Source organism: Diaphorobacter sp. (assembly GCF_050251835.1).
In the GTDB taxonomy this organism is placed as follows: Bacteria; Pseudomonadota; Gammaproteobacteria; order Burkholderiales; family Burkholderiaceae_C; genus JBFXIE01.
This window is the reverse complement of sequence record NZ_JBFWLZ010000011.1, coordinates 52260-73685: the sequence shown is the minus strand read 5'-3', so window position 1 is coordinate 73685 and position 21426 is coordinate 52260. Positions and strand designations below refer to the sequence as shown.

The following is a 21426-nucleotide window of genomic DNA, read 5'->3' as shown; positions in this document are numbered from 1 at the left end:
CCCCAACATCCTGGCGCATTGCGCCCGCCTGGGCATCGACATCACGCGCCAGCCCATTCCCGTGGTGCCCACGGCGCACTTCACCTGCGGCGGCGTGCTGACCGACCTGTCCGGCCGCACCGACCTGTCCGGCCGCACCGACCTGCCCGGCCTGCACGCCGTGGGCGAGGTGGCCTGCACCGGCCTGCACGGCGCCAACCGCCTGGCCAGCAACTCGCTGCTCGAATGCATGGTGTTTGCCCGCGCGGCGGCGCAGGCCATCGCGGCCGCACCCCGCGCGCAGATTCCGGCGCTGCCGCGCTGGGACGACAGCCGCGTGCAGGACGCCGATGAGTCGGTGGTCATCTCCCACAACTGGGACGAACTGCGCCGCTTCATGTGGGACTACGTGGGCATCGTGCGCACCAACAAACGCCTGGAGCGCGCGGCGCACCGCATTGCGCTGCTGCAGGATGAGATTCACGAGTTTTATGCGCACTTCCACATCTCGCGCGACCTGCTGGAGCTGCGCAACCTGGTGCAGGTGGCCGACCTGATCGTGCGCAGCGCGCAAATGCGCCATGAAAGCCGCGGCCTGCACTTCAGCCGCGACTGGCCGGGCATGGCCGCCCCGGCCGCCCCCACCATCCTGGTGCCGCCGGTGCGATAGAACGCCGCGCCACCGCCCCCACGTTTTTCACGTTCAAGGAGATTTGCCCCCATGTTCCGCACCCTGCTCAAGTCCAAGATCCACCGCGTGGCCGCCACCCATTGCGAGCTGCACTACGAAGGCTCCTGCGCCATCGACGAAGACCTGCTCGACGCGGCCAACATCGCCGAGAACGAGCAGATCCACATCTGGAACATCGACAACGGCGAGCGCTTCGTCACCTACGCCATCAAGGGCCAGCGCGGCAGCGGCATGATCTCGGTGAACGGCTCGGCCGCGCGCCGCGCCGCCGTGGGCGACCTGCTCATCATTGCCGCGTTTGCCCAGGTGCACGAAGACCATGTCGCCGCGCATCAGCCGCAACTGGTGTTTGTCGATGACAAAAACCGCCAGACCGAGCTGCGCCACCACGTCCCCACGCAGGCGCTCTGACCCTAGAAACGGCAGTTGACCGCTTGCCACCATCAGGAAAGCCGCATGTGTATTGACTTTTGCCGCTTCGGCACGACTCACCTGCGTGGTGAGCGCGCTACGCACTCGCCAGCACCGCGCTCGCCGCGCCATGCGGCGTTGCTCCTTCTTGCGGGCATGAGCCCGCCGCGTCGTCGCGCCTTGCCTGCCACGTCGATCACGGCGCTGGCAAGCGCGCCCAACTGCCGTTTCTAGGGTTACCGCCGTGCAGGCCACCACCCAAACCACCGACACCCTCGCCGCGCGCAGCCTGGCCAGCGTCTGGCACCCCTGCACGCAGATGAAGCGCCACGAGGCCGAGCCGCCCGTGCCCATCGCGCGCGCCCAGGGGCCTTGGCTGTATGGCAGCGACGGCCGGCGCTATCTGGACGGCATCAGCTCCTGGTGGGTCAATCTGTTCGGCCACGGCCACCCGCACATCCAGGCGGCACTGGCCGACCAGCTGGCGCGGCTTGACCATGTGATGCTGGCAGGCTTCACGCACGCGCCGGTGGTGGAGCTGTCCGAGCGCCTGGCCGCCCTCACGGGCCTGGGCCATGCGTTTTATGGCAGCGACGGCGCCAGCGCCACCGAGATCGCCCTCAAGATGAGCGCGCACTACTGGCGCAACCAGGGCCGCCCGGACAAGAGCCGCTTCGTGGGGCTGGCCGGCGGCTACCACGGCGAAACCGTGGGCGCGCTGGCCGTGACCGACATTGCCCTGTTCCGCACGGCCTACGCGCCGCTGGTGCGCCTGGCCGCCACCGCGCCCAGCCCCGATGCGCGGGCCGCGCAGCCTGGCGAATCGGCGCGTGAAGTAGCCCTACGCGCCGCCGCCGCGCTCGAGGCCTGGCTGGCCGAGCACCACGCCACCACCGCCGCGCTGATCCTGGAGCCGCTGGTGCAGTGCGCGGCCGGCATGGCCATGCACGACGCCGAATACCTGCGCCAGGCGCGCGCGCTGTGCGACCGCTACGAGGTGCACCTGGTGGCCGACGAGATCGCCGTGGGCTTTGGCCGCACGGGCAGCATGTTTGCGCACCAGCAGGCGGGCATACGGCCGGACTTCATTTGTCTGTCCAAAGGGCTGACGGGTGGCACGCTGGCGCTGTCGGCGGTGCTGACCACGCATGACATCTACGCCGCCTTCTACGACGACGACGTGGCGCGCGGCTTTTTGCACTCGCACTCGTACACCGGCAACCCGCTGGCCTGCCGCGCTGCGCTGGCCACGCTGGAGCTGTTCGAGCAGACCGATGCGCTGGCGCGCAACGTGCATCTGGCGCGAGCCATCGACGCGGCCTGCGTGCCGCTGGCGCAGCACCCGCGCGTGCGCCATGCGCGCCGCCAGGGAATGATCTGGGCCTGGGACGTGCACACCACCCTGCCCGACTTCGCCCGCCGCTACCACCGCCACGCCATGGCGCGCGGCCTGCTGCTGCGGCCCATTGGCACCACGCTGTATGCCATGCCGCCCTACGTGCTGGACGACGAGGCCGTGCAGCACCTGGCCGTCAACGCACTGGCCGCGCTGAACGCCACGCTGGCCGAGGAAACCGGGGCCAGCACCCCGGCCCAGGAGCATCTGCCATGACTTGGGGTTTATTCGTCACCGGCACCGACACAGGCGTGGGCAAAAGCCTGGCGTCTGCCGCGCTGCTGCACGCGCTGGCGCGCCATCACCCACGCGTGGTGGGCATGAAGCCCGTGGCCGCGGGCGCCGATCTGCACGGCGGCCAGCTGGCCAACGAAGACGCCATCGCCCTGCGCGCCGCCTCCACCGTGGCCGTGCCGCCCGCGCTGGACAACCCCGTGCTGCTGCCCGACCCGCTGTCGCCGCACATCGCGGCCGCGCGCGCCGGGGTGCGCATCAGCATCCCGGGCATCATGCACAGCTACCAGCAACTGACCGGGCTGGCCGACGCCGTGGTGGTCGAGGGCGCGGGCGGCTTTCTCGTGCCGCTGTCCGACACCGAGACCGGCGCCGACCTGGCCCAGGCCCTGGGCCTGCCCGTGGTGCTGGTGGTGGGCCTGCGCCTGGGCTGCCTGAACCATGCCGCGCTCACCGCCGAAGCGATTCGCGCGCGCGGCCTGACGCTGGCGGGCTGGGTTGCCAACCGGGTGGATCCGCACATGCTGGCGCCCGACGACAACATCGCCTGGCTGCGCCAGTACCTGGGCGCGCCGCTGCTGGCCGAGCTGCCGCACCAGCCCCAGCCCGACGCACGCGCCCTTGCCGCGCTCTACCACTTGCCCCCTGACTGGACATGACCTCCTGGATCGATGAGTTCCCCGCACGCATCGCAGCGCTGGACGCCGCCCACCTGCGTCGGCGCCGCCGCGCCGTGGTGCCCGCGCAAGGCGCCCACCTGCTGGTGGACGGCGCCCCCATGCTGGCGTTTTGCAGCAACGACTACCTGGGCCTGGCCAGCCACCGGGCGCTGGCCGAGGCCGCCTGCGCGGCCACGCGCGAGTTTGGCGTGGGCTCGGGCGGCTCGCCGCTGGTCAGCGGCCACAGCCAGGCCAATGCCGCGCTTGAAGAAGACCTGGCGCGCTTCGTGCAACTGCCGCGCGCGCTGTACTTCTACGCGGGGTTTGCGGCCAATGTGGGCATCGTGCCCGCGCTGGTGGGCGCGGGCGACGCGCTGTTTTCTGACGAGCTCAACCACGCCTGCCTGATCGACGGCGCCCGCCTGTCGCGTGCCACGGTGCACCGCTACCCGCATGCCGACCTGGCCGCGCTGGGCCGCCTGCTGGCGGCCAGCCCCGCGCGGCGCAAGCTGGTGATCACCGACGCCGTATTCAGCATGGACGGCGACGTGGCCGACGTGCGCGCGCTGCTGGCGCTGTGCGAGCGGCACGATGCGCTGCTGCTGATCGACGACGCCCACGGCTTCGGCGTGCTGGGCCCCGAAGGGCGCGGCACGCTGGCCGAGGCGGGCCTGACCGGCGCAGCAGCCTCGCCGCGCATGCTGTACATGGCCACGCTGGGCAAGGCCGCGGGCGTGGCGGGGGCCTTCGTTGCGGGGCCCGACGCGCTCATCGAGTGGCTGGTGCAAAAAACACGCAGCTACATCTTTGCCACCGCCGCGCCCGCGCTACTGGCGCGCGCACTGCAGGCCAGCCTGCAGGTGATTGCCGCCGAGGGCTGGCGCCGCGAGCAACTGGCCGCGCGCATTGCACAGCTGCGGGGCGGCCTGGCGCCGCTGCTGCAGGGCACGCACTGGCAATTGGGCGAGTCGCGCACGGCCGTGCAGGCCCTGGTGATCGGCACCAACGACGAAGCGCTGGCCGTGATGGAGGGCCTGCGCGCGCGCGGCCTGTGGGTGCCCGCCATTCGCCCGCCCACCGTGCCCGAGGGCACGGCGCGGCTGCGCATTGCGCTGTCGGCCGCCCACACCCCGGCAGATGTGGCACGCTTGCTGCAGGCCCTGGCCGAACTGCGCCCTCGGCGCGCCTGACTTTTTCACCACCCGCAAAGGTTGTCCATGCCCCACCTGATCGTCGAATACTCCCGCAACCTCGCCGGCTTCCCCGAAGCCCAGGCGCTGGCCGAACTCAACGCCGCCGTCTGCGCCAGCCCCGAAGTGGCCGACGAGGCCGACCTCAAGAGCCGCATCACGGCGGTGCCGCAGTTCGAAGTGGGCACCGCGCCGGCCCACCGCGCCTTTGTGCATGCGCAGCTGCGCCTGCTGTCAGGCCGCACACCCGAGGCCAAGAAAGACCTGTCCGAGCGTGTGGCCCAGGTGCTGCGCCGCCTGTCGCCCAGGCCGGCCGGCGTGATGGTGCAGCTGAGTGTGGAAATCGTGGACATGGATCGTCCGTCCTACGTCAAAGAGCGGCTGTAAGCCGCCCGTGACCGCCATGGCTTGCACGCCGCGGGGCTGCGGCGCTGATCCCCACCCGGCCTGCGGCGCTGTTTCACTATGACCCAGCGCCCCCGCTGCCCCGCCTGCCTGCGTCCGCCCAGGGCGTGCATCTGCCGCTGGACGGCTGCGGTGCCGCACCGCACCGAGGTGCTGATCCTGCAGCACCCGCTGGAGGTGCACCAGGCCAAGGGTACGGCCCGCCTGCTGCACCTGTGCCTGCCGCACAGCCGCGTGGTGGTGGGCGAACAGTTTGACGCCACCGTGCTGCAGCACTGGCTGACCGCACCCTTCACCGCCCACCACGCACCCGAGCCCCCGCGCCAGACACTGCTGCTGTACCCCGAATCGGCGCACGATGCCGCCCTGGGCCTGGCCACCCCGCCACCGCTGAACCCGGCGCTGCTGCAAACGCCCGAGCGGCTGCGCCTGGTGGTGCTGGACGGCACCTGGCGCAAAAGCCGCAAGATGCTGCACCTGAACCCGCTGCTGCAGCAACTGCCACGACTGCCGCTGCGCGCGCTGCCGGTCTCGCGCTACCGCGTCCGCATAGCGCGCCAGCCTCACCAGCTATCGACCCTGGAGGCCACCTGCGCGGCGCTGGCGCAGCTGGAAGGCAGCGCCGATGCGTTTGCGCCGCTGCTCAGCGCGTTGGATGGGTTTGTCGCGCAGCAGGCGGCTTGGCAGGGGCGGTAGCGGCGCGTTGGGCTGGGTTGCGCTGGGTCGCGTTGGGTTGATGCTGCATCACCGCGTGGCAGCGCCCTGCCCCGGCAGGCCTGCGGCCACGTCCCGAAAGGCGGCCAGCGCGGCTTCCAGATGCTCGATGATTTCCTGCTGCAGCACCTCGGGCGCCGGCAAATCATCCAGGTTGTCCAGACCCTCGTCCTTCAGCCAGAAAATGTCCAGGCTGGCCTTGTCCCGGGCGATCAGCTCGTCATAGCGGTAATACCGAAAGCGCTCGGTGGCGATGCGCTGATGGCGGTTTTCCGGGTGGTAGCAGGTGATGAAATCCTGCAGGTTCTCGAACCGCAGCGGCCGGGTCTTCAGCGTGAAGTGCTTGTTGGTGCGCAGGTCATAGAACCAGACGCCGTCGGTGTGCACGCGGCCATCCTTGGGCGCGTTGTCGAAGAACACCACGTTGGCCTTGACGCCCTGCGCATAAAAGATGCCCGTGGGCAGGCGCAAGATGGTGTGCACGTTGCAGTTTTCCAGCAGCTTGCGCCGGATGCGCTCGCCCGCGCCGCCCTCAAACAGCACGTTGTCAGGCAGCACCACGGCCGCCTTGCCGTCCACCTTCAGCATGCTCACGATGTGCTGCAAAAAGTTGAGCTACTTGTTGGACGTGGTTTCCCAGAAGTCCTGGCGCTCGTAGGTCAGCGCGTCGCGGTCCTCCTCGCCTTCCTCGTTGGTGATGGTCATGCTGCTCTTCTTGCCGAAGGGCGGATTGGCCAGCACGTAATCGACCTTGCGCTGCGGCTCCGCAATCAGCGCGTCCGAGCGTTCCACCGCCGGCTCCCCGTCCAGCTCGCCGATGTTGTGCAGGAACAGGTTCATCAGGCACAGGCGGCGCGTGCCCGGCACGATCTCATGGCCGTGAAAGGCCTGGTCGCGCAGGAAGGCCTTCTGCGCCTTGTTCAGCGTGGCGCCGGGGCGGGTCAGCCATTGGTGGGCGCCGAGGAAGAAGCCCCCCGTGCCGCAGGCCGGATCCGCAATCGTCTTGCCCGGCTCGGGGCGCATGCACTCGACCATGGCCTGGATCAGCGGGCGCGGCGTGAAGTACTGGCCCGCGCCGCTCTTGGTGTCCTCGGCATTCTTCTGCAGCAGGCCCTCGTACAGGTCGCCCTTGGTGTCGGCGTCCATACCCACCCAACTGTGCTCATCGATCATCTGCACCAGGCGCGAGAGCTTGGCCGGATCCTGGATCTTGTTTTGCGCCTTGAAGAAGATCGCTCCCAACATGCCGGGCTGCTGGCCGAGCGCGTGCAGCGTGGCCAGGTAGTGCGCCTCCAGCGGCTCGCCGGTTCTGCTGCGCAGGCTGGCCCAGTTGTACCGGGCGGGGATGCGGGTGTCGCGGTTGTAGGGCTCCTGCGCGTACTCGTCGGCCATCTTCAGGAACAGCAGATAGGTCAGCTGCTCCAGGTAGTCGCCGTAGCCCACGCCGTCGTCGCGCAGCGTGTGGCAGAAGTTCCAGACTTTCTGGATGAAGGAGGAGGTGTTCATTCGGATGGCGCAGGAAAACAAAGATCGGAAAAGATCCAATCAATTCAATTGCTTAGGTGAAGTCATCAGGTTGTTTTTCCGATCGACGGATAAGAAACGACCTCCGGTCCGGCAGGGCCCATGTGTGTCGTTCTTGCCCACTCTGGATAATTAACGTTCTGCAAACATCAATGATTTCAATCAGTTAACGATATCGTCCGGGTTGTTATCCACGGTGCCGGCAAATAAACCCGGCTCGTTCCCGGTCGCGGCGACGGGTTTGAGGTAGACCATGTTGCGCTTGGGCTTGGCCTTGGTGGGGTCCGGCACCAGCAAGCCTTGCTCCACCCAGCGCCTCAGCAGCTTGGAGGCTCTCAACGTGTCCAAGTCCGAAATGGCGCACACCTGGCCGTTGCTGATCGGCCCATGGCGATCCATCCAGTCGTTGACCTGCTCCCAGATGGGCGGCCGTTCTTCATTCAGCATGGTCACCATGACGGCCTTTTGGGTCTGCTCACGAAGTTCCCGCTACTGTGGCGGGTACAGGCTGTTGGCGCGCATGACATTGAACATCATGCGGCCCCCTTCGCCGGCATCCACATTTGGAGGCTCCGGAAACTCCCGCAGATTGCTGGCCAGCAAGGGATTGCGGGCGAACGATTCGGCCTTGTGAATCGTGGCGGCGGTGATGCGGCCTGGCAGGAGCCCCGGACTCAGCACTTCGAGCCGGTTGTCGAAGATACGGATCTGAATGTCGCGATTGAGCCGGTAGTCGCGGTGAATCACGGCATTGGTGATCGCCTCCTTGATGACGCGCTCGGGATATCGATGCACCGTGCGAAAGCCCGATCGCGCCAAGGTCAGCCCCTCAGCCAGTTCATCCAGCACATAGTCATGGGTCTGCTCGATCAGGCGGTACAGGGGGCCCGACAGGGTCTCGGGCGTCATGGGTGTCCTTCAGGCGGTGGCCGGTGAGGGCACGCCGGCCAGCACCACGCGGTTGCGGCCAGTGTTTTTGGCTTCGTACAGCGCAGCGTCGGCCAGGGCCAGACTGTGCTCGGCGTCGCCAGCCAGCGGTGCCAGGCCGGCGCTGAGGGTGACGCGGATGATGTGACCTTCGCCCGAGTCAATGCCGCTTTGCTCCAGCGCCAGGCGCAGACGCTCGGCCACGGCCAGCGCATTGGCCGGCGTGGTGCCCGGCAGCAGCACTGCAAATTCCTCGCCCCCCAGGCGCCCGGGCAGGTCGCTCTGGCGCAAGCCCTGGCCGCGCAGTATCTGCGCCAGGCGCACCAGCACGCGGTCGCCGGCGGCGTGGCCGTAGGTGTCGTTGATGCGCTTGAAATGGTCCAGGTCCAGCATGACGACCATGCCCGGCGCACCGCCCTCAGCCACTTGCTCCAGCTCGGCTTCCAGCCGCGCCATGAAGGCGCGCCGGTTGGCCAGGCCGGTCAGGGCGTCGGTTGTGGCCAGGTGCTGAAGGGTCTGCTCGTGGCGGCGGCGCTCGGTAATGTCGCGCACGATCCACAGCTGGCCGATGACCTGGCCGGCACTGCGCATGGGTATCTGCTCGAACTTGAGGGTGCGGCCGTCGCGCAACTCTGCCACCTGGGCACCCTGCTGGGCCGCCTGCCAGTGACCGAGGACTTCGGGCGGCATCAAGCTTTGCAGTGCCTGGGCATCCAGCCCCACCAGCGCGCCGGCCGGCGAGCGCAGCCCCAGCAGCTGGCAGGCTTCTTCGTTGGCCACTTCCACCACACCGGCCAGGTTGTGCACCAGCACGCCGCCGGGCACATGTTCAATGACTGCCAACAGGTGGGCACGCGCCTTGGTCAGCGCCTGCTCTGCCAGCTTGCGGTCGGTGGTGTCCACCAGGGTCCAGATGATCTGCCCCTCGGGTTGGTCCGGGTCGAACAGCGTGCCCCTCAGGGCAAACCAGCGCTGCTCGCCCTCGGCCGTGCGCAACAGGTATTCGCCCCAGGTGCTGCCATATTCGCGCATCTCAGAGTAATGCCGGGCTGCGTGGTCAAAGTCGGCCCCATCCAGGTACAGCACGCGCATGCTGGCACCCACCAGGGTCTGCCCTTCAGGCGCGAAGACTTCAACGGCGCGCTGGTTGGCCAGCCGAACGACGCGGTCGTTGCCGGTGACCACCAGGGCTGCGCCCGCGTTGTCCAGCAGGGCGCGGCGCAGGTGCTCATCGGCGCGGCGCTGGGTGATGTCGGTCAGGGTGCCGATGACGCGCTCGCCATCACCGTCCTGCAGGGGCGCCGCCTGGCCGCGCAGCTCCACCCAGCACCAGTCGCCGCTGGCAGTGCGCAGGCGCAGCTCCAGGGCAAAGGGCTCGCCCGCCTGAACCTGCTGGTGCATCTGGGCCAGCACCTGCGGGCGGTCGTTGGGGTGGATGGTGTGGCACCAGTCGGCAAAGTCCATGCTGTTGGCGCGGCCGGCATGGCCCAGGATCTCATGGCTGCGGGCATCAAACTCGATGCAGCCGCTGGCGGTGTCGTATTCCCACAGGCCGTCGCGCACCGCGGCGGTTGTGAGGCGCAGGCGCTCTTCGCTGCGGCGCAGGGCCTCATGGGTGGCGCGCTGCTCGGTGATGTCGTGGACATAGCCATGCCACAGCGTGCAGCCGTCGGGCTCGCGCTCGGGCTGGGAATAGCCCGCCAGCCAGCGCACCTCGCCATTGGCATGCAGGTAGCGGTATTCGCATTCCCAGGGCGTGAGGTCGCGCGCGGACACCGCCGTGGCCTCCTTGACGCGCTGCAGATCCTCAGGGTGCAAATTCTGCAGCAGTTGTTGCGCGTCACCCTGCATGGCTTGCTCGGCCGTGACGCCATACACGTTGATGACGCCCGGGCTGAGAAACGGAAAGCTGATGCGCCCGTCGGAGCAGAGGCGAAACTGATACACCGCGCCCGGCACCGCCGCCACCAGTTTGGCCAGGCGCGCCTGCAGTTCGGCCTGCGCGGCCTCGGCGTCGCGTCGGGCGGTCACGTCAGAAAAGGTGCCAAACACCCGCGCTGCCAGTCCGTCCGCGTTGCGCTGGCTGACCTTGCCGCGCACGTCCAGCCAGCGCCACTGGCCACTTTGGTGGCGCATGCGCAGCTCGCGGGCAAAGCTGTCGATCTGCCCGCGACGTATTTGCTCGCGCAGGCTTTGCAGTGCGGGCCAGTCGTCGGGGTGCACCAGGGGCTGAAGACCCTCGATGCTGTGCTGTATGCCGTCAGGGGCCATGCCCAGCACCCCGGCCAGATGCTGGTCCACGCTGAAGCGCTGACTGGCCAGGCTCCAGTCCCACACGCCCAGCGCGCCGCCCTCCAGCGCCAGCAGATAGCGCTGGCGGTTTTCCTGAAGCAACGCGCGGTCTTGTTGCGTACGCCGAAACAGCAGCGCAAAGCCCAGCAAAGCCGCCAGGATGACGGCGCTGCCCACCCCGCTGCGCCAAAGGCTTTGCTGATTGGCACTGCGCGCGGCCGCCAGGGCGCGATCGCGATCCAGCCCGACGATGACCACCAGCGGGTATGCCTTGAGCCGCCTCCAGGCGTAATAGCGATCCACCCCGTCCATCGGGTTGGTGGCGCGGTACTCGCCGTGCATCGCCTGGGGCGAAGTGATGAAGCCCCGGTCTTGCGGCACCGACTTGCCCAGCACGTCAAACTGCGGATGCGAGATGGTCAGGTAGCTGCCGTCGTCACGCACCAGAATGGCCACGTCACTGCCATTGCCAAACAGGTCGTGAAAGCCCTGAGAGAAGTGGCTGGGCGCCACCGACAGCGCCAGCACGCCAGCAAAGCGGCCCTGCCGCATGATGGGGTAGGACAGTTGCACGAGCCACTGCCCCGACACCCGGCCCACCAGCGGCCGGCTGATGAAAAGCCGCGGCTGCCCGCCCTGTGCTTGCACACGGAAATACTCGCGGTCGGCCACCGACACGCCTTCAGGCTGCTTGCCCAGGCTGGAATACACGATGCGCCCCTCCGCATCCGCCACCCCGATCTGGGTGATGCTGTCGTGCGCAAAGGTCTTGCGCGCGGTGCGCTCGGCCAGCACAAAGGCGCCTTTGGGGTCGCTCTCGTAGGTGGATGCCAGCGTCTTGGCCACGTATTCCAGGCCGGCCACCAGCGAGCTGACATGGGCTTGCGCATTGGCTGACAACTGCACTGCGCGCGTGCGGGCATCACTGTCTGCCGCTTGCAGACGCGCCTGGTGGTCACCCAGCAACTGGGCCCAGTAAGCGGCAAACACCAGCAATACCAGAACTGCGCCCCCCAAAAAGCCCGCCTAGTGATGTCGGGCCGGCAACGAAGCGTGAAGAAGAGATCGACTCATGCGCTCAAGAATGCCGCGCGGCGCAGATCAAGGCAGCAAGCCGTCAAGGCTCCGCAGCCACAGCGCCAGCGCATAGACTGGTGGAAATAGTTCCATTTTGTTGCAAAAAAGCCGGTACGGCTGCTTTCTGTGGCCTTCTGGAGGGACACTGGGTTGCCGCTTTCGCGGCAATGACTGGATGATGAAAGACTGGCATTGATTGCTGCGCGCTTTTGATTGGCAAGGGCAGGAGCCCACAGCTTCAGCAGTCATGACGCCCATCGAGCCGTCAGCCACCCCCGCAGGCTGTTGACAAACGCCAGGCCCTGCACCCGCGGCAGGTCTTGCAGCCGCACCACGGCCTCGGTCAGGCGGCCCTCGCGCAGCGCCACGGCGCGGCCCACGCCGGGCAGCAGGCCGCAGGCCAGCGGCGGCGTGACCCAGCGGCCGTCCAGCAGCAGCGCGATGTTGCCGAAGGTGGTTTCGGTGATCTCGCCCGCTTCGTTGTAGAGCACCGTGTCAAACACGCCGGGCGCGTTGGGCGCAAACGCCGCGTAGTGCGCGCGGCGCGTGGTCTTGTAGCGCACGAATTCGCTGTGTGCCTGCGCCAGCGGGCGATCGGCCAGCTGCAGGCGCACCGGCTGGGGCGTGGGCTGCAGGGCAAAGGCTTCGGCGCGCGGCTGGCCGCGCCCGTCCAGCAGCAGGCGCACGCGCCAGGCCCCCGTGGGGTGGCTGCCCGCCAGCGCCTGCAGGCTGGCCTGCACGGCAGCGGCGTCAAACGGCACATTGAAGTGCGCGGCCGCGCCCTGCAGCCGGGCCAGGTGGTCGGCCAGGTGGCGCAACTGGCCATCGACCAGCGCCAGGGTTTCCAGCAGGTCAAAGGGCTGGCTGGCGCGATCGACAAAGACGCGCTTGTGGCGCCATTCGTTCCACTCGGCCTCTGCGGTGGCGCCCGACGTGATGCCGCTGCCAATGCCGCAGCGGGCCTGGCCCGGGTGCAGCTCCACGGTGCGAATGGGCACGTTGAAGGTGGCGGCAATCGCGCCCGGCCCGCCCGCCGCGTCGGGGCGCACCACGCCCACGGCGCCGCAGTACACGCCGCGCGGGGCCGCTTCAAGCGCGGCAATGGCGCGCATGGCCTCCACCTTGGGCGCGCCGGTGACCGAGCCGCACGGAAACAGCGCGCCAAACACATCCGCCAGCCGCGTGCCCGCGCGGGTGCGCGCCACCACATCGGACGTCATCTGCCAGACGGTGGGCAGCGGCTCGGTATGGAACAGGCGGGGCACGCGCACGCTGTGCGGCTGGGCGATGCGCGACAGGTCGTTGCGCAGCAGGTCTACGATCATCACGTTCTCGGCACGCTCTTTGGGGCTGGCGCGCAGCGCGGCGGCCAGGGCGGCGTCTTGCCCGGGCGTGTCGCCGCGTGGGGCGGTGCCCTTCATGGGGCGGGTGAGTATGTCGCCCACGCCGCCCGGAGCCGCATGCCAGTCAAAGAACAGCTCGGGCGAGACGGACAGCACCTGCGTGCCGGCGCCATCGTCGATGTGCGCCGCATAGCCGCCGGGCTGGGCGCGCTGCAGCGCCGCAAACAGCGCCCGAGCATCGCCCTGCCGGGTGCCTAGCCAAGTGCCCACCAGCGGCGCGGTGTAGTTGACCTGGTAGTAGCGGCCCGCGGCAATGCCCTGCTGGATCTGCGCCAGCGCAGCATCGAACGCTGCACGCGGCAGGGCCTGCTCCCAGTCGATGTGCGCCGCGCCGCCCGCTGGCTCGGCGGGCCAGGGCGCCGGCTCGTCATGCACCGCAAACCACGCAAGCGCGGGCGCGCCCTCCTCCTGCGCGTCGGCCCGCACGACCAGCGCCGGGTCGAACGCGGGCGCGGCCTCGTAGCGCAGCCAGCCCACGCACCAGCGGCCAGCGGCGGCGGCAGCGTGCACCGCATCGAGCACGCCGCGCACTTCGTCCAGCCGCCGGGCGGCCAGCACCTGGCGCGGCGCGGCAAAGGCGTGCCGCAGGCGCGGCGCGGCGGCGTCGCGCGGGTCGGCAAAATCGATCAGCGACGGGGTAAGCATGAAATCAGGGCGCAGCGCAGAAAAGACGTGCGCCAGCAGCTATCAAAACAAAAGCATCAAGCCGCGCCGATATGCGGCACCAGTGCGCCCGCGGGCTGCCCGCTGTGAAGAGCTGCCGTGAAGGCCAGCATGCGGTCGATGGGCTGGCGCGCGCGCGGAATCAGCGCAGGGTCCACCGTGATGGCCCCTGCGCCGGTCTGCAGCGCATGGGCCACGCCGGCCAGGCCGTTCATGGCCATCCACGGACAGTGGGCGCAGCTTTTGCAGGTAGCGCTGTTGCCGGCGGTGGGAGCCTCGTAGAAGACTTTGTCCGGGTTGAGGCTGCGCAGCTTGTGCATCATGCCGTTGTCGGTGGCGACGATGAACTCACGCGCATCCAGCGTCCGCGCCGCCTTCAGTATGGCGCTGGTGGAGCCCACGGCATCGGCCAGCGCGATCACGTCGGCCGGGCTTTCGGGGTGCACCAGCACCTTGGCGTTGGGGTGCTCTTTTTTCAGGGCTTCCAGCTCAAAGGCCTTGAACTCGTCATGCACGATGCAGGCGCCGTTCCACAGCACCATGTCGGCGCCGGTTTCGCGGCGGATGTAGTCGCCCAGGTGGCGGTCGGGCGCCCACAGGATTTTGTGGCCCGCGTCCTTGAGCGCGCGCACGATGTCCAGCGCGCAGCTGCTGGTCACCAGCCAGTCGGCACGCGCCTTCACGGCGGCGCTGGTGTTGGCATAGACCACCACGGTGCGGTCGGGGTGCGCGTCGCAAAACGCGCTGAACTCGTCGATCGGGCAGCCCAGGTCCAGCGAGCAGGTGGCGTCCAGGTCGGGCATGAGCACGGTTTTGTCCGGGCTCAGAATCTTCGCCGTCTCGCCCATGAAGCGCACGCCGCTCACCACCAGTGTCCGCGCCGGGTGGTCGCGGCCAAAGCGGGCCATCTCCAGGCTGTCGCTGACGATGCCGCCAGTTTCTTCGGCCAGATCCTGCAAATCGGGGTGCACGTAGTAGTGCGACACCATCACCGCGTTCTTTTCCTTGAGCAGGCGGCGGATCTGGTCCTTGAGCGCCGCGCGCTCGGCGGGCGAGGGCTCGGGCGGCACGCGCGCCCAGGCATGGCGGGTGGAGCACACCACGCCATCGGCGCCCGCGACGGGCTGCTCGTACTCCACGTCTTTGATGGGTATCGTGGTCATCGCGGCCTCCTCAGGCGATCTCTTGCAGGCGCATGGAAAAGTCCGTCGCCTGCACATCCTTGGTCAGGGTGCCAATCGAGATGCGGTCCACACCCGTTTCTGCCAGGGTGCGCAGCCCCTCCAGGGTGACGCCGCCCGAGATTTCCAGCACGGCGCCGCCACCCGCGTGCGCCGCGTTGATGCGCACGGCATCGCGCAGCATGGGCAGCGGCATGTTGTCCAGCAGCACCATCTTGGCGCCGGCGTCCAGCGCCTCGGTCAGTTGCGCCAGCGTTTCCACCTCGATCTCGATGAACGCGGCCTGCGCGGCCACGGCCTGCGCCGCGCGCAGCACGGCCGTCACGCCGCCGGCCGCGGCGATGTGGTTTTCTTTGATCAGCACCGCGTCGTGCAGGCCGATGCGGTGGTTGGTGCCGCCGCCCGTGCGCACCGCGTACTTTTGCGCCAGGCGCAGGCCGGGCAGGGTCTTGCGGGTGTCCACGATCTGCGCGCGGGTGCCGGCCACCGCATCCACATAGGTACGGGTCTTGGTGGCCACGGCGCTCAGCAGTTGCAGGAAGTTGAGCGCGGTGCGCTCGGCGCTTAGCAGCGCGCGGGCCTGGCCTTCGATCTCCAGCACCACCTGGTCGGCGGCGCAGCGCGCGCCTTCGGCCACATGCCAGGTGATCTGCACCGTGGGGTCCAGGGCGCGCAGCGCGGCCTCGGCCCAGGGCTGGCCGCACAGCACGGCCGGCTCGCGCACCAGCACCCGGGCGTGGGCGCGGCGCGCGGGGTCAATCAGGGCGGCGGTCAGGTCGCCGCTGCCCACGTCTTCCGCCAGGGCGCGGGCCACGTCGGCACGGGCCAGGGCCGCCAGCGCGTCGGCGCCGAACAAGTCTTCTCTCGTTGTCATGGGGCGAGCATAGCCGCATCGATCGCATAGACTCGCCGGACTTTTGCAATGCCACTACCAAGAGCGCCATGACCGACACCTCTGCAGCCGCCGCCGGCACGCCCTATGGCACCCTGCCGCCCGCATCGCCCCTGCCCCAGCGCCGCCCCGTGAGCCTGCCGCGCCTGGCGCAGATGCGCGAAGCCGGCGAGAAGATCACCATGCTGACGGCCTACGACGCCACCTTTGCCGCCGTGGCCGACGCCGCGGGCGTGGAATGCATCCTGGTGGGCGACTCGCTGGGCATGGTCTGCCAGGGCCTGCCCAGCACCGTGGGCGTTGCACTGGACACCATGGCCTACCACACCGAAAGCGTGGTGCGCGGCCTGCAGCGCGTGCAGGGCACGGCCTGGGTGGTGGCCGACCTGCCGTTTGCCAGCTACCACGAATCGCGCGAACAAGCCTTGCGCAGCGCCAGCCGGCTGATGCAGGCCGGCGCGCACATGGTCAAGCTGGAGGGCGGCGGCTGGACGGCGCCCACGGTGCAGTTTCTGGTCGAGCGCGGCATCCCCGTGTGCGCGCACCTGGGCCTGACGCCGCAAACCGTGCACGCCCTGGGCGGCTACCGCGTGCAGGGCAAGGGCGACCAGGCCGCGCAGCAACTGCGCCGCCACGCCCTGGAGCTGCAGGACGCCGGCGCCGCCATGCTGGTGCTGGAGATGGTGCCCGCCGTGCTGGCCAGCGACCTCACCCAGGCACTGCCGCGCTGCCACACCATCGGCATTGGCGCGGGCAGCGGCACAGCCGGCCAGGTGCTGGTGATGCACGACATGCTGGGCATCAACCTGGGCAAGAACCCGAAGTTTGTGCGCGACTTCATGCAAGGCGCGGGCAGCGTGCGCGGCGCCATCGAGGCCTACGTGCAGGCCGTAAAAAACGGCAGCTTCCCCGACAACGCCCAGCACGCCTGGTAACGCAGCGTCGGCACCTGAGGTTTTTACTTTTTTCAGCCTCTAGCGCCCATCTGGCAAGCGCTGGCAGCTATTGTTTTTGATACCCCGATGCAAATCGTTCGCACCATTCCCGAACTGCGCGCCGCCCTGGCCAAGCGCCCTGGCCGCCCCGCCTTTGTGCCCACCATGGGCAACCTGCACGACGGCCATATCGCCCTGGTGCATCAGGCCCGCCCGCTGGGCGATACGCTGGTCAGCAGCATCTTCGTGAACCGCCTGCAGTTTCTGCCGCACGAAGATTTTGATAGCTACCCACGCACATGGGACGCCGACTGCGCCCGTCTGCAGGCCGCGGGCTGCGACATCGTCTTTGCGCCGCGCGAGGCCGACCTTTATCCCGAACCGCAGACCTTCAGGCTGCAGCCCGACCCGCAACTGGCCGACATGCTGGAAGGGCATTTCCGCCCCGGCTTCTTCGCTGGCGTGTGCACCGTGGTCATGAAGCTGTTTTCTGCCGTGTTCTTCGCCAGCGGCGGCGGCACGGCGGTCTTTGGCAAAAAGGACTACCAGCAGCTGATGGTGATTCGCCGCATGGTGCAGCAGTTTGCGCTGCCGGTGGAGGTGGTGGCGGGCGATACCGCGCGCGCGCCCGACGGCCTGGCGCTGAGCTCGCGCAACGGCTACCTGAGCGAGGCCGAGCGCGCCGAGGCGGTGCAGCTATCGTTGGCGCTGCGCGCCCTGGCGCATGAAGCCGTGGCTGCCGGGCCTGATCTGCCTGCCCAGTTGCCCGCGCTGGAGCAGCGCGCGCAGCAGGCGCTGGCCGCACGCGGCTGGCAGCCCGACTACCTGACCGTGCGCCGCCGGGGCGACCTGCAGCCGCCACAGACGGGAGCTGCGGGCGATGCGCTGGTGGTGCTGGGCGCCGCGCGCCTGGGCAAGACCCGGCTGATTGACAACCTGGAAGTCTGAAGCTTCATGGACGTTTTTCTGCTGGGCGCGCTGATCGCCATCGGCCTGTACCTGCTGAATGCCAAACAGCAGCGTCGGCGCATTGCGCTGCTGGCCAGCCACCTGGGGCACTACCAGATCGAAAAACTGATGGAAAACCTGACCGAGGGCTACCTGCGCGCCCTGGGTGAGAGCGACCCCGAACGGCGCGAGCACATCTGGAATTTGCTGCGCACCACCGAGCGGCAGCTGAGCGAGCAATTCACCCAGTTTGCGGCGGACTTTGCCCGCGTGCAGCCCGCCCAGGCCCGCGTCAGCACGCTGCCCCTGGCGCTCCCGCTGGCGGACCAATGGCTGCCGCAGGCCACATTCGACATGCGCCAGGCGCTGCAGCTGCATGCCCAGGGCATAGCGCGCGCCGTGCGCAACGAAGCGGGACGGTCCACCCGTGACCAGGCCTACACCCTGTCGGCCGAGCTATTCCTGATGCAGCACACCTGCCACTGGTTTTGCAAATCGCTGCCCGTGGCATCGGCCCGCCTGCTGGCGCGGCACCAGACATCCCACGCCCAGGTGCTGGCAGCGGTGGACCCGGCCACGCGCAGCGCCTACCAGGCGCTGCTGCGGGGGCGCAAAAACAGCTAGCGCGCGCGGCGCGCCCCGCGGGGCCGCCCCGCGATCAGGCGCCCTCTACGCGGGGCTCGCGCTCCATGAGCCGCGCCACCGCGTCGGCGGCGCGCAGCTCGCCATCGAGCAGCGCCAGCACGCATTCGGCAATCGGCATCTCCACCCCCAGGGCGCGCGCGCGCTGCACCACGGTGCGCGCGCTGTACACGCCCTCGGCCACATGGCCCAGGGACTCGACGGCCTGCTGCAGCGTCTTGCCCTCGGCCAGTAGCAACCCCACGCGGCGGTTGCGCGACAGCGCCCCGGTGGCAGTCAGCACCAAGTCGCCCAGGCCCGACAGCCCCATGAAGGTGTCGGCGCGCGCGCCCAGGGCCAGGCCAAGGCGCGTCATTTCGGCCAGGCCGCGCGTGATCAGGGCAGCGCGTGCGTTCAGCCCCAGCTGCAGGCCGTCGCACAGCCCCGTGGCAATGGCCAGCACGTTCTTGACCGCGCCGCCCACCTCTACGCCCACCACGTCCTCACTGGCGTACACGCGCAGCGAAGGGCCGTGAAACGCCGCCACCAGCGCCTCGCGCACTGCGGCGTGGGCGCTTGCGGCCACCATGGCGGCCGGCTGGCCGCTGGCTACTTCCTGCGCAAAGCTGGGGCCGCTGAAGACGCCGCAGGCCAGCCGGGGGGCCACCTCGGCGCTGATCTCGTGGCCCAGCAGGCCGGTGTCTGCCTCGAAGCCCTTGCACAGCCAGGCGACGGGCGCGCGGCTTTCGGCCAGCAGCGTCAGCATGCCCCGCAGCGCCGCCATGGGCGTGGCGATGATGACCAGGTCGGCCTGCGCCGCCAGCGCCTGCGCGTCACCCGACACCACCTGCAGCGTTGCAGGAAAAGTGAGGCCGGCAAGGTAACGGTGGTTGTGCCGCACCGCCTGCATGGCCTGGGCCTGCTGCGCGTCGCGGGCCCACAGCATGACGCTGTGGGCGCCTGCGTGTGCAGCGCTGCTCATGGCCAGCGCCGTACCCCAGGCGCCGGCGCCAAGAACTACTATTTTCATAGCTGCCAGCGCTTATCCATCCTGGGCTAGAAGCCTGAAACGCCCTCTAACACAGGACAATGCCCAGACAAGGGGCGATTACTGCACCTGGCCGTTGCCGGCTTCGGCCGCGGCGGCTTGCTGTTGCTCGTACATGGCCTGGAAGTTGATCTCGGCCAGGTGCACCGGCGGGAAGCCCGCGCGCGTCACGGTGTCGGCCACGTTGCCGCGCAGGTAGGGGTAGATGATCTGGGGGCAGGCAATGCCGATGATGGCGCCCATCTGCTCTTCGGGGATGTTGCGGATCTCGAAGATGCCGGCCTGCTTGGCTTCGACCAGAAACACGGTCTTGTCCTTGATCTTGGTCTGCACGGTGGCCGACACAGCCACCTCGAAGATGCCCTCGGCAACGGGCGTCGCCTCCACGCCCAGCTGAATGTCCACGCTGGGCTGCTCCTGCTCCAGCAAGATGGCGGGTGAATTGGGCTGCTCAAGCGACAGGTCCTTGAGGTACACGCGCTGGATCTGGAACACGGGAGTTGCTTCGGTGGACATGGTGGTCTCGGTCTTTCAGTCAAAACAAAGCCCGCCCGGGAAAGGCTCCCGCAGCGGGCGACTCGGGCGCATTATGCAACGCGCCCACGGGGCTAAAGTTCAAGCGCCCAGCAGTGGCATCAGGCCACCGCGGCCATCCAGCGCCACCAGATCGTCATGCCCGCCCACATGGGTCTCGCCAATGAAAATCTGCGGCACGGTGCGCCGGCCGGTGGTCTCCATCATGTGCTGGCGCGCGGCGGGGTCGGTGTCCACGCGGATCTCCTCGATGTGCTCCACCCCCTTGGATTTGAGCAACTGCTTGGCGCGAACGCAGTAGGGGCACACGGCGGTGGTGTACATCTTCACGGTTTGCATGGAACGACAGCCTTTCTGCAGAAAAAACAATGCCCTTGAAGATGCGGGCGCATCAGGCTTTTTCAACCGGCAGGCTGGCCTCGCGCCATGCGCTCAGGCCGCCGGCCAGCGGCTGCGCCTTGTCGTAGCCCAGGCCCTTGGCGATACCCGCGGCGCGCGCGGCGCGCGCTCCCTTGGCGCACACCAGAATGATCGGCACGGCCTTGTTCTTGGCTACCTGTGGCAGGCGCTCCTGCAACTGTCCCAGAGGAATGTTTTTGGCGCCGCCCACATGGCCCGCGGCAAATTCATCGGGCTCGCAGACATCGATGACCACGGCTTTTTCGCGGTTGATCAGCTGCACGGCCTGCACGGTGCTGAGGGCGCCCGCGCCCGCACCCGTCAGCGCGGGCAGCGCCAGCATGGCGCCCGAGGCCAGCGCCAGGAAAATCAAATACCAGTTGTCGAGGATGAAATTCACGGGAATCCTTGGGGAATGCAAACGGTGCGATTCTAGAATGCCGGGTTTTGACCTGAATTCCCTGGGGCACCATGCACAAACTCGTTCTGATCCGCCACGGCGAATCCACCTGGAACCTGGAAAACCGCTTCACCGGCTGGACCGATGTCGATCTGACTCCCACCGGCGTCTCGCAGGCCATGTCGGCCGGCAAGCTGCTCAAGGCCGAGGGCTACGAATTTGACCTGGCCTACACCAGCGTGCTCAAGCGCGCCATCCACACGCTGTGGTATGCGCTCGACGAGATGGACTGCACCTGGCTGCCCGTGGTCAAGGACTGGCGCCTGAACGAGCGCCACTACGGCGGCTTGCAAGGCCTGAACAAGGCCGACATGGCCAAGCAATACGGCGACGAGCAGGTGCTGATCTGGCGCCGCAGCTACGACACCCCCCCGCCAGCGCTGGAAGCCACCGACCCGCGCAGCGAGCGCAGCGACCGCCGCTATGCCGCCTTGCAGCCCGGGCAGATTCCGCTGACCGAATGCCTGAAGGACACGGTGGCGCGCGTGATCCCATTCTGGAACGAGGCCATCGCGCCCTCCATCCGCAGCGGCAAGCGCATCGTCGTCGCCGCGCACGGCAATTCCATTCGGGCGCTGGTGAAGTATCTGGACAACGTGTCCGACCAGGACATCGTGAACCTGAACATTCCCAACGGCATTCCGCTGGTGTATGAGCTGGACGCAAACCTGAAGCCCATCCGCAACTATTACCTGGGCGATGCCGAAGCAGCCGCCAAGGCCGCCGCTGCCGTGGCATCGCAGGGCAGGGCCTGATCTCCCGTGCCAGGCCCGCGGGCGCTCAAAAAATAAGCGCATGCTCGGGAACTGCCCGCAGGCGCAGGTTTCCAAGGTGTATATTGAA

At 68.4% G+C, this 21426-nt stretch carries 21 protein-coding genes and 1 pseudogene; 11 read left to right on the top strand and 11 right to left on the bottom strand.

Annotated features, from left to right (window positions below):
* From AB7E35_RS06140 to AB7E35_RS06110, 7 genes are all read left to right on the top strand, one after another.
* On the top strand, nt 1-649 hold a 649-nt coding region (locus AB7E35_RS06140; RefSeq protein ID WP_428167232.1), incomplete at its 5' end, for an FAD-binding protein.
* A gap of 51 nt (nt 650-700) precedes the next feature.
* On the top strand, nt 701-1081 hold the full coding sequence (panD, locus tag AB7E35_RS06135; RefSeq protein ID WP_047349779.1) for an aspartate 1-decarboxylase: 381 nt from the start codon (nt 701-703) through the stop codon (nt 1079-1081).
* Nucleotides 1082-1400: 319 nt separating this feature from the next.
* The gene (gene bioA, locus AB7E35_RS06130) at nt 1401-2693 is read left to right on the top strand and encodes an adenosylmethionine--8-amino-7-oxononanoate transaminase (RefSeq protein WP_234305509.1); all 1293 of its coding nucleotides are present in this window, start codon (nt 1401-1403) and stop codon (nt 2691-2693) included.
* Nucleotides 2690-3370, top strand: coding sequence for a dethiobiotin synthase (gene bioD / locus AB7E35_RS06125; protein ID WP_047349777.1), 681 nt, complete (start codon nt 2690-2692; stop codon nt 3368-3370). Before bioA ends, bioD begins: the two co-directional genes overlap by 4 nt.
* Nucleotides 3367-4560, top strand: a complete 1194-nt coding sequence (bioF, locus tag AB7E35_RS06120; RefSeq protein ID WP_428167231.1) for an 8-amino-7-oxononanoate synthase — start codon at nt 3367-3369, stop codon at nt 4558-4560. The genes bioD and bioF overlap by 4 nt, the downstream gene beginning before the upstream one ends.
* Nucleotides 4561-4587: 27 nt before the next feature.
* Entirely contained in the window at nt 4588-4947 is a 360-nt protein-coding gene (locus AB7E35_RS06115) for a 5-carboxymethyl-2-hydroxymuconate Delta-isomerase (protein ID WP_220637890.1), read from the top strand.
* A 78-nt stretch (nt 4948-5025) separates the two neighbouring features.
* Nucleotides 5026-5661: a tRNA-uridine aminocarboxypropyltransferase gene (locus AB7E35_RS06110; RefSeq protein WP_428162662.1), complete on the top strand. Its 636-nt coding sequence runs from the start codon at nt 5026-5028 to the stop codon at nt 5659-5661.
* Nucleotides 5662-5709: 48 nt separating this feature from the next.
* Here the strand turns inward: AB7E35_RS06110 and AB7E35_RS06105 are convergent.
* The 7 genes and pseudogenes from AB7E35_RS06105 to nadC form a co-directional block, all read right to left on the bottom strand.
* Nucleotides 5710-7185 (bottom strand): annotated as a pseudogene (locus AB7E35_RS06105) (N-6 DNA methylase).
* A gap of 180 nt (nt 7186-7365) precedes the next feature.
* Nucleotides 7366-7659 (bottom strand): hypothetical protein, encoded by a 294-nt coding sequence (locus AB7E35_RS06100; protein ID WP_220637893.1) that lies wholly within the window; start codon nt 7657-7659, stop codon nt 7366-7368.
* Between the two features lie 33 nt (nt 7660-7692).
* The gene (locus AB7E35_RS06095) at nt 7693-8112 is read right to left on the bottom strand and encodes an ATP-binding protein (protein WP_428162663.1); all 420 of its coding nucleotides are present in this window, start codon (nt 8110-8112) and stop codon (nt 7693-7695) included.
* Nucleotides 8113-8121: 9 nt separating this feature from the next.
* Complete coding sequence (locus AB7E35_RS06090; RefSeq protein ID WP_428167230.1) at nt 8122-11439, bottom strand: PAS domain-containing protein; 3318 nt, start codon at nt 11437-11439, stop codon at nt 8122-8124.
* A gap of 305 nt (nt 11440-11744) precedes the next feature.
* Nucleotides 11745-13547, bottom strand: coding sequence for a chorismate-binding protein (locus AB7E35_RS06085; protein ID WP_428167229.1), 1803 nt, complete (start codon nt 13545-13547; stop codon nt 11745-11747).
* A 56-nt stretch (nt 13548-13603) separates the two neighbouring features.
* The gene (gene nadA, locus AB7E35_RS06080; RefSeq protein ID WP_428167228.1) at nt 13604-14728 is read right to left on the bottom strand and encodes a quinolinate synthase NadA; all 1125 of its coding nucleotides are present in this window, start codon (nt 14726-14728) and stop codon (nt 13604-13606) included.
* 10 nt (nt 14729-14738) lie between these two features.
* Complete coding sequence (gene nadC, locus AB7E35_RS06075) at nt 14739-15620, bottom strand: carboxylating nicotinate-nucleotide diphosphorylase (RefSeq protein ID WP_428162665.1); 882 nt, start codon at nt 15618-15620, stop codon at nt 14739-14741.
* Nucleotides 15621-15688: 68 nt separating this feature from the next.
* On the opposite strand from nadC, the gene panB reads away from it, so the two are divergent.
* From panB to AB7E35_RS06060, 3 genes are all read left to right on the top strand, one after another.
* Nucleotides 15689-16573, top strand: a complete 885-nt coding sequence (gene panB, locus AB7E35_RS06070) for a 3-methyl-2-oxobutanoate hydroxymethyltransferase (protein ID WP_428162666.1) — start codon at nt 15689-15691, stop codon at nt 16571-16573.
* An 87-nt stretch (nt 16574-16660) separates the two neighbouring features.
* The gene (panC, locus tag AB7E35_RS06065) at nt 16661-17521 is read left to right on the top strand and encodes a pantoate--beta-alanine ligase (RefSeq protein WP_428162667.1); all 861 of its coding nucleotides are present in this window, start codon (nt 16661-16663) and stop codon (nt 17519-17521) included.
* A 6-nt stretch (nt 17522-17527) separates the two neighbouring features.
* The gene (locus tag AB7E35_RS06060; RefSeq protein ID WP_428167227.1) at nt 17528-18145 is read left to right on the top strand and encodes a hypothetical protein; all 618 of its coding nucleotides are present in this window, start codon (nt 17528-17530) and stop codon (nt 18143-18145) included.
* Between the two features lie 34 nt (nt 18146-18179).
* Here AB7E35_RS06060 and AB7E35_RS06055 read toward each other — a convergent pair whose 3' ends face one another.
* From AB7E35_RS06055 to AB7E35_RS06040, 4 genes are all read right to left on the bottom strand, one after another.
* The gene (locus tag AB7E35_RS06055) at nt 18180-19172 is read right to left on the bottom strand and encodes an NAD(P)H-dependent glycerol-3-phosphate dehydrogenase (protein WP_428162669.1); all 993 of its coding nucleotides are present in this window, start codon (nt 19170-19172) and stop codon (nt 18180-18182) included.
* 78 nt (nt 19173-19250) lie between these two features.
* Nucleotides 19251-19706: a protein-export chaperone SecB gene (gene secB / locus AB7E35_RS06050; protein WP_428162670.1), complete on the bottom strand. Its 456-nt coding sequence runs from the start codon at nt 19704-19706 to the stop codon at nt 19251-19253.
* A gap of 99 nt (nt 19707-19805) precedes the next feature.
* Complete coding sequence (gene grxC, locus AB7E35_RS06045; protein WP_428162671.1) at nt 19806-20063, bottom strand: glutaredoxin 3; 258 nt, start codon at nt 20061-20063, stop codon at nt 19806-19808.
* A 52-nt stretch (nt 20064-20115) separates the two neighbouring features.
* Entirely contained in the window at nt 20116-20523 is a 408-nt protein-coding gene (locus AB7E35_RS06040) for a rhodanese-like domain-containing protein (protein ID WP_428162672.1), read from the bottom strand.
* A gap of 71 nt (nt 20524-20594) precedes the next feature.
* On the opposite strand from AB7E35_RS06040, the gene gpmA reads away from it, so the two are divergent.
* The gene (gpmA, locus tag AB7E35_RS06035) at nt 20595-21338 is read left to right on the top strand and encodes a 2,3-diphosphoglycerate-dependent phosphoglycerate mutase (protein ID WP_428162673.1); all 744 of its coding nucleotides are present in this window, start codon (nt 20595-20597) and stop codon (nt 21336-21338) included.
* Nucleotides 21339-21426: the final 88 nt, after the last annotated feature.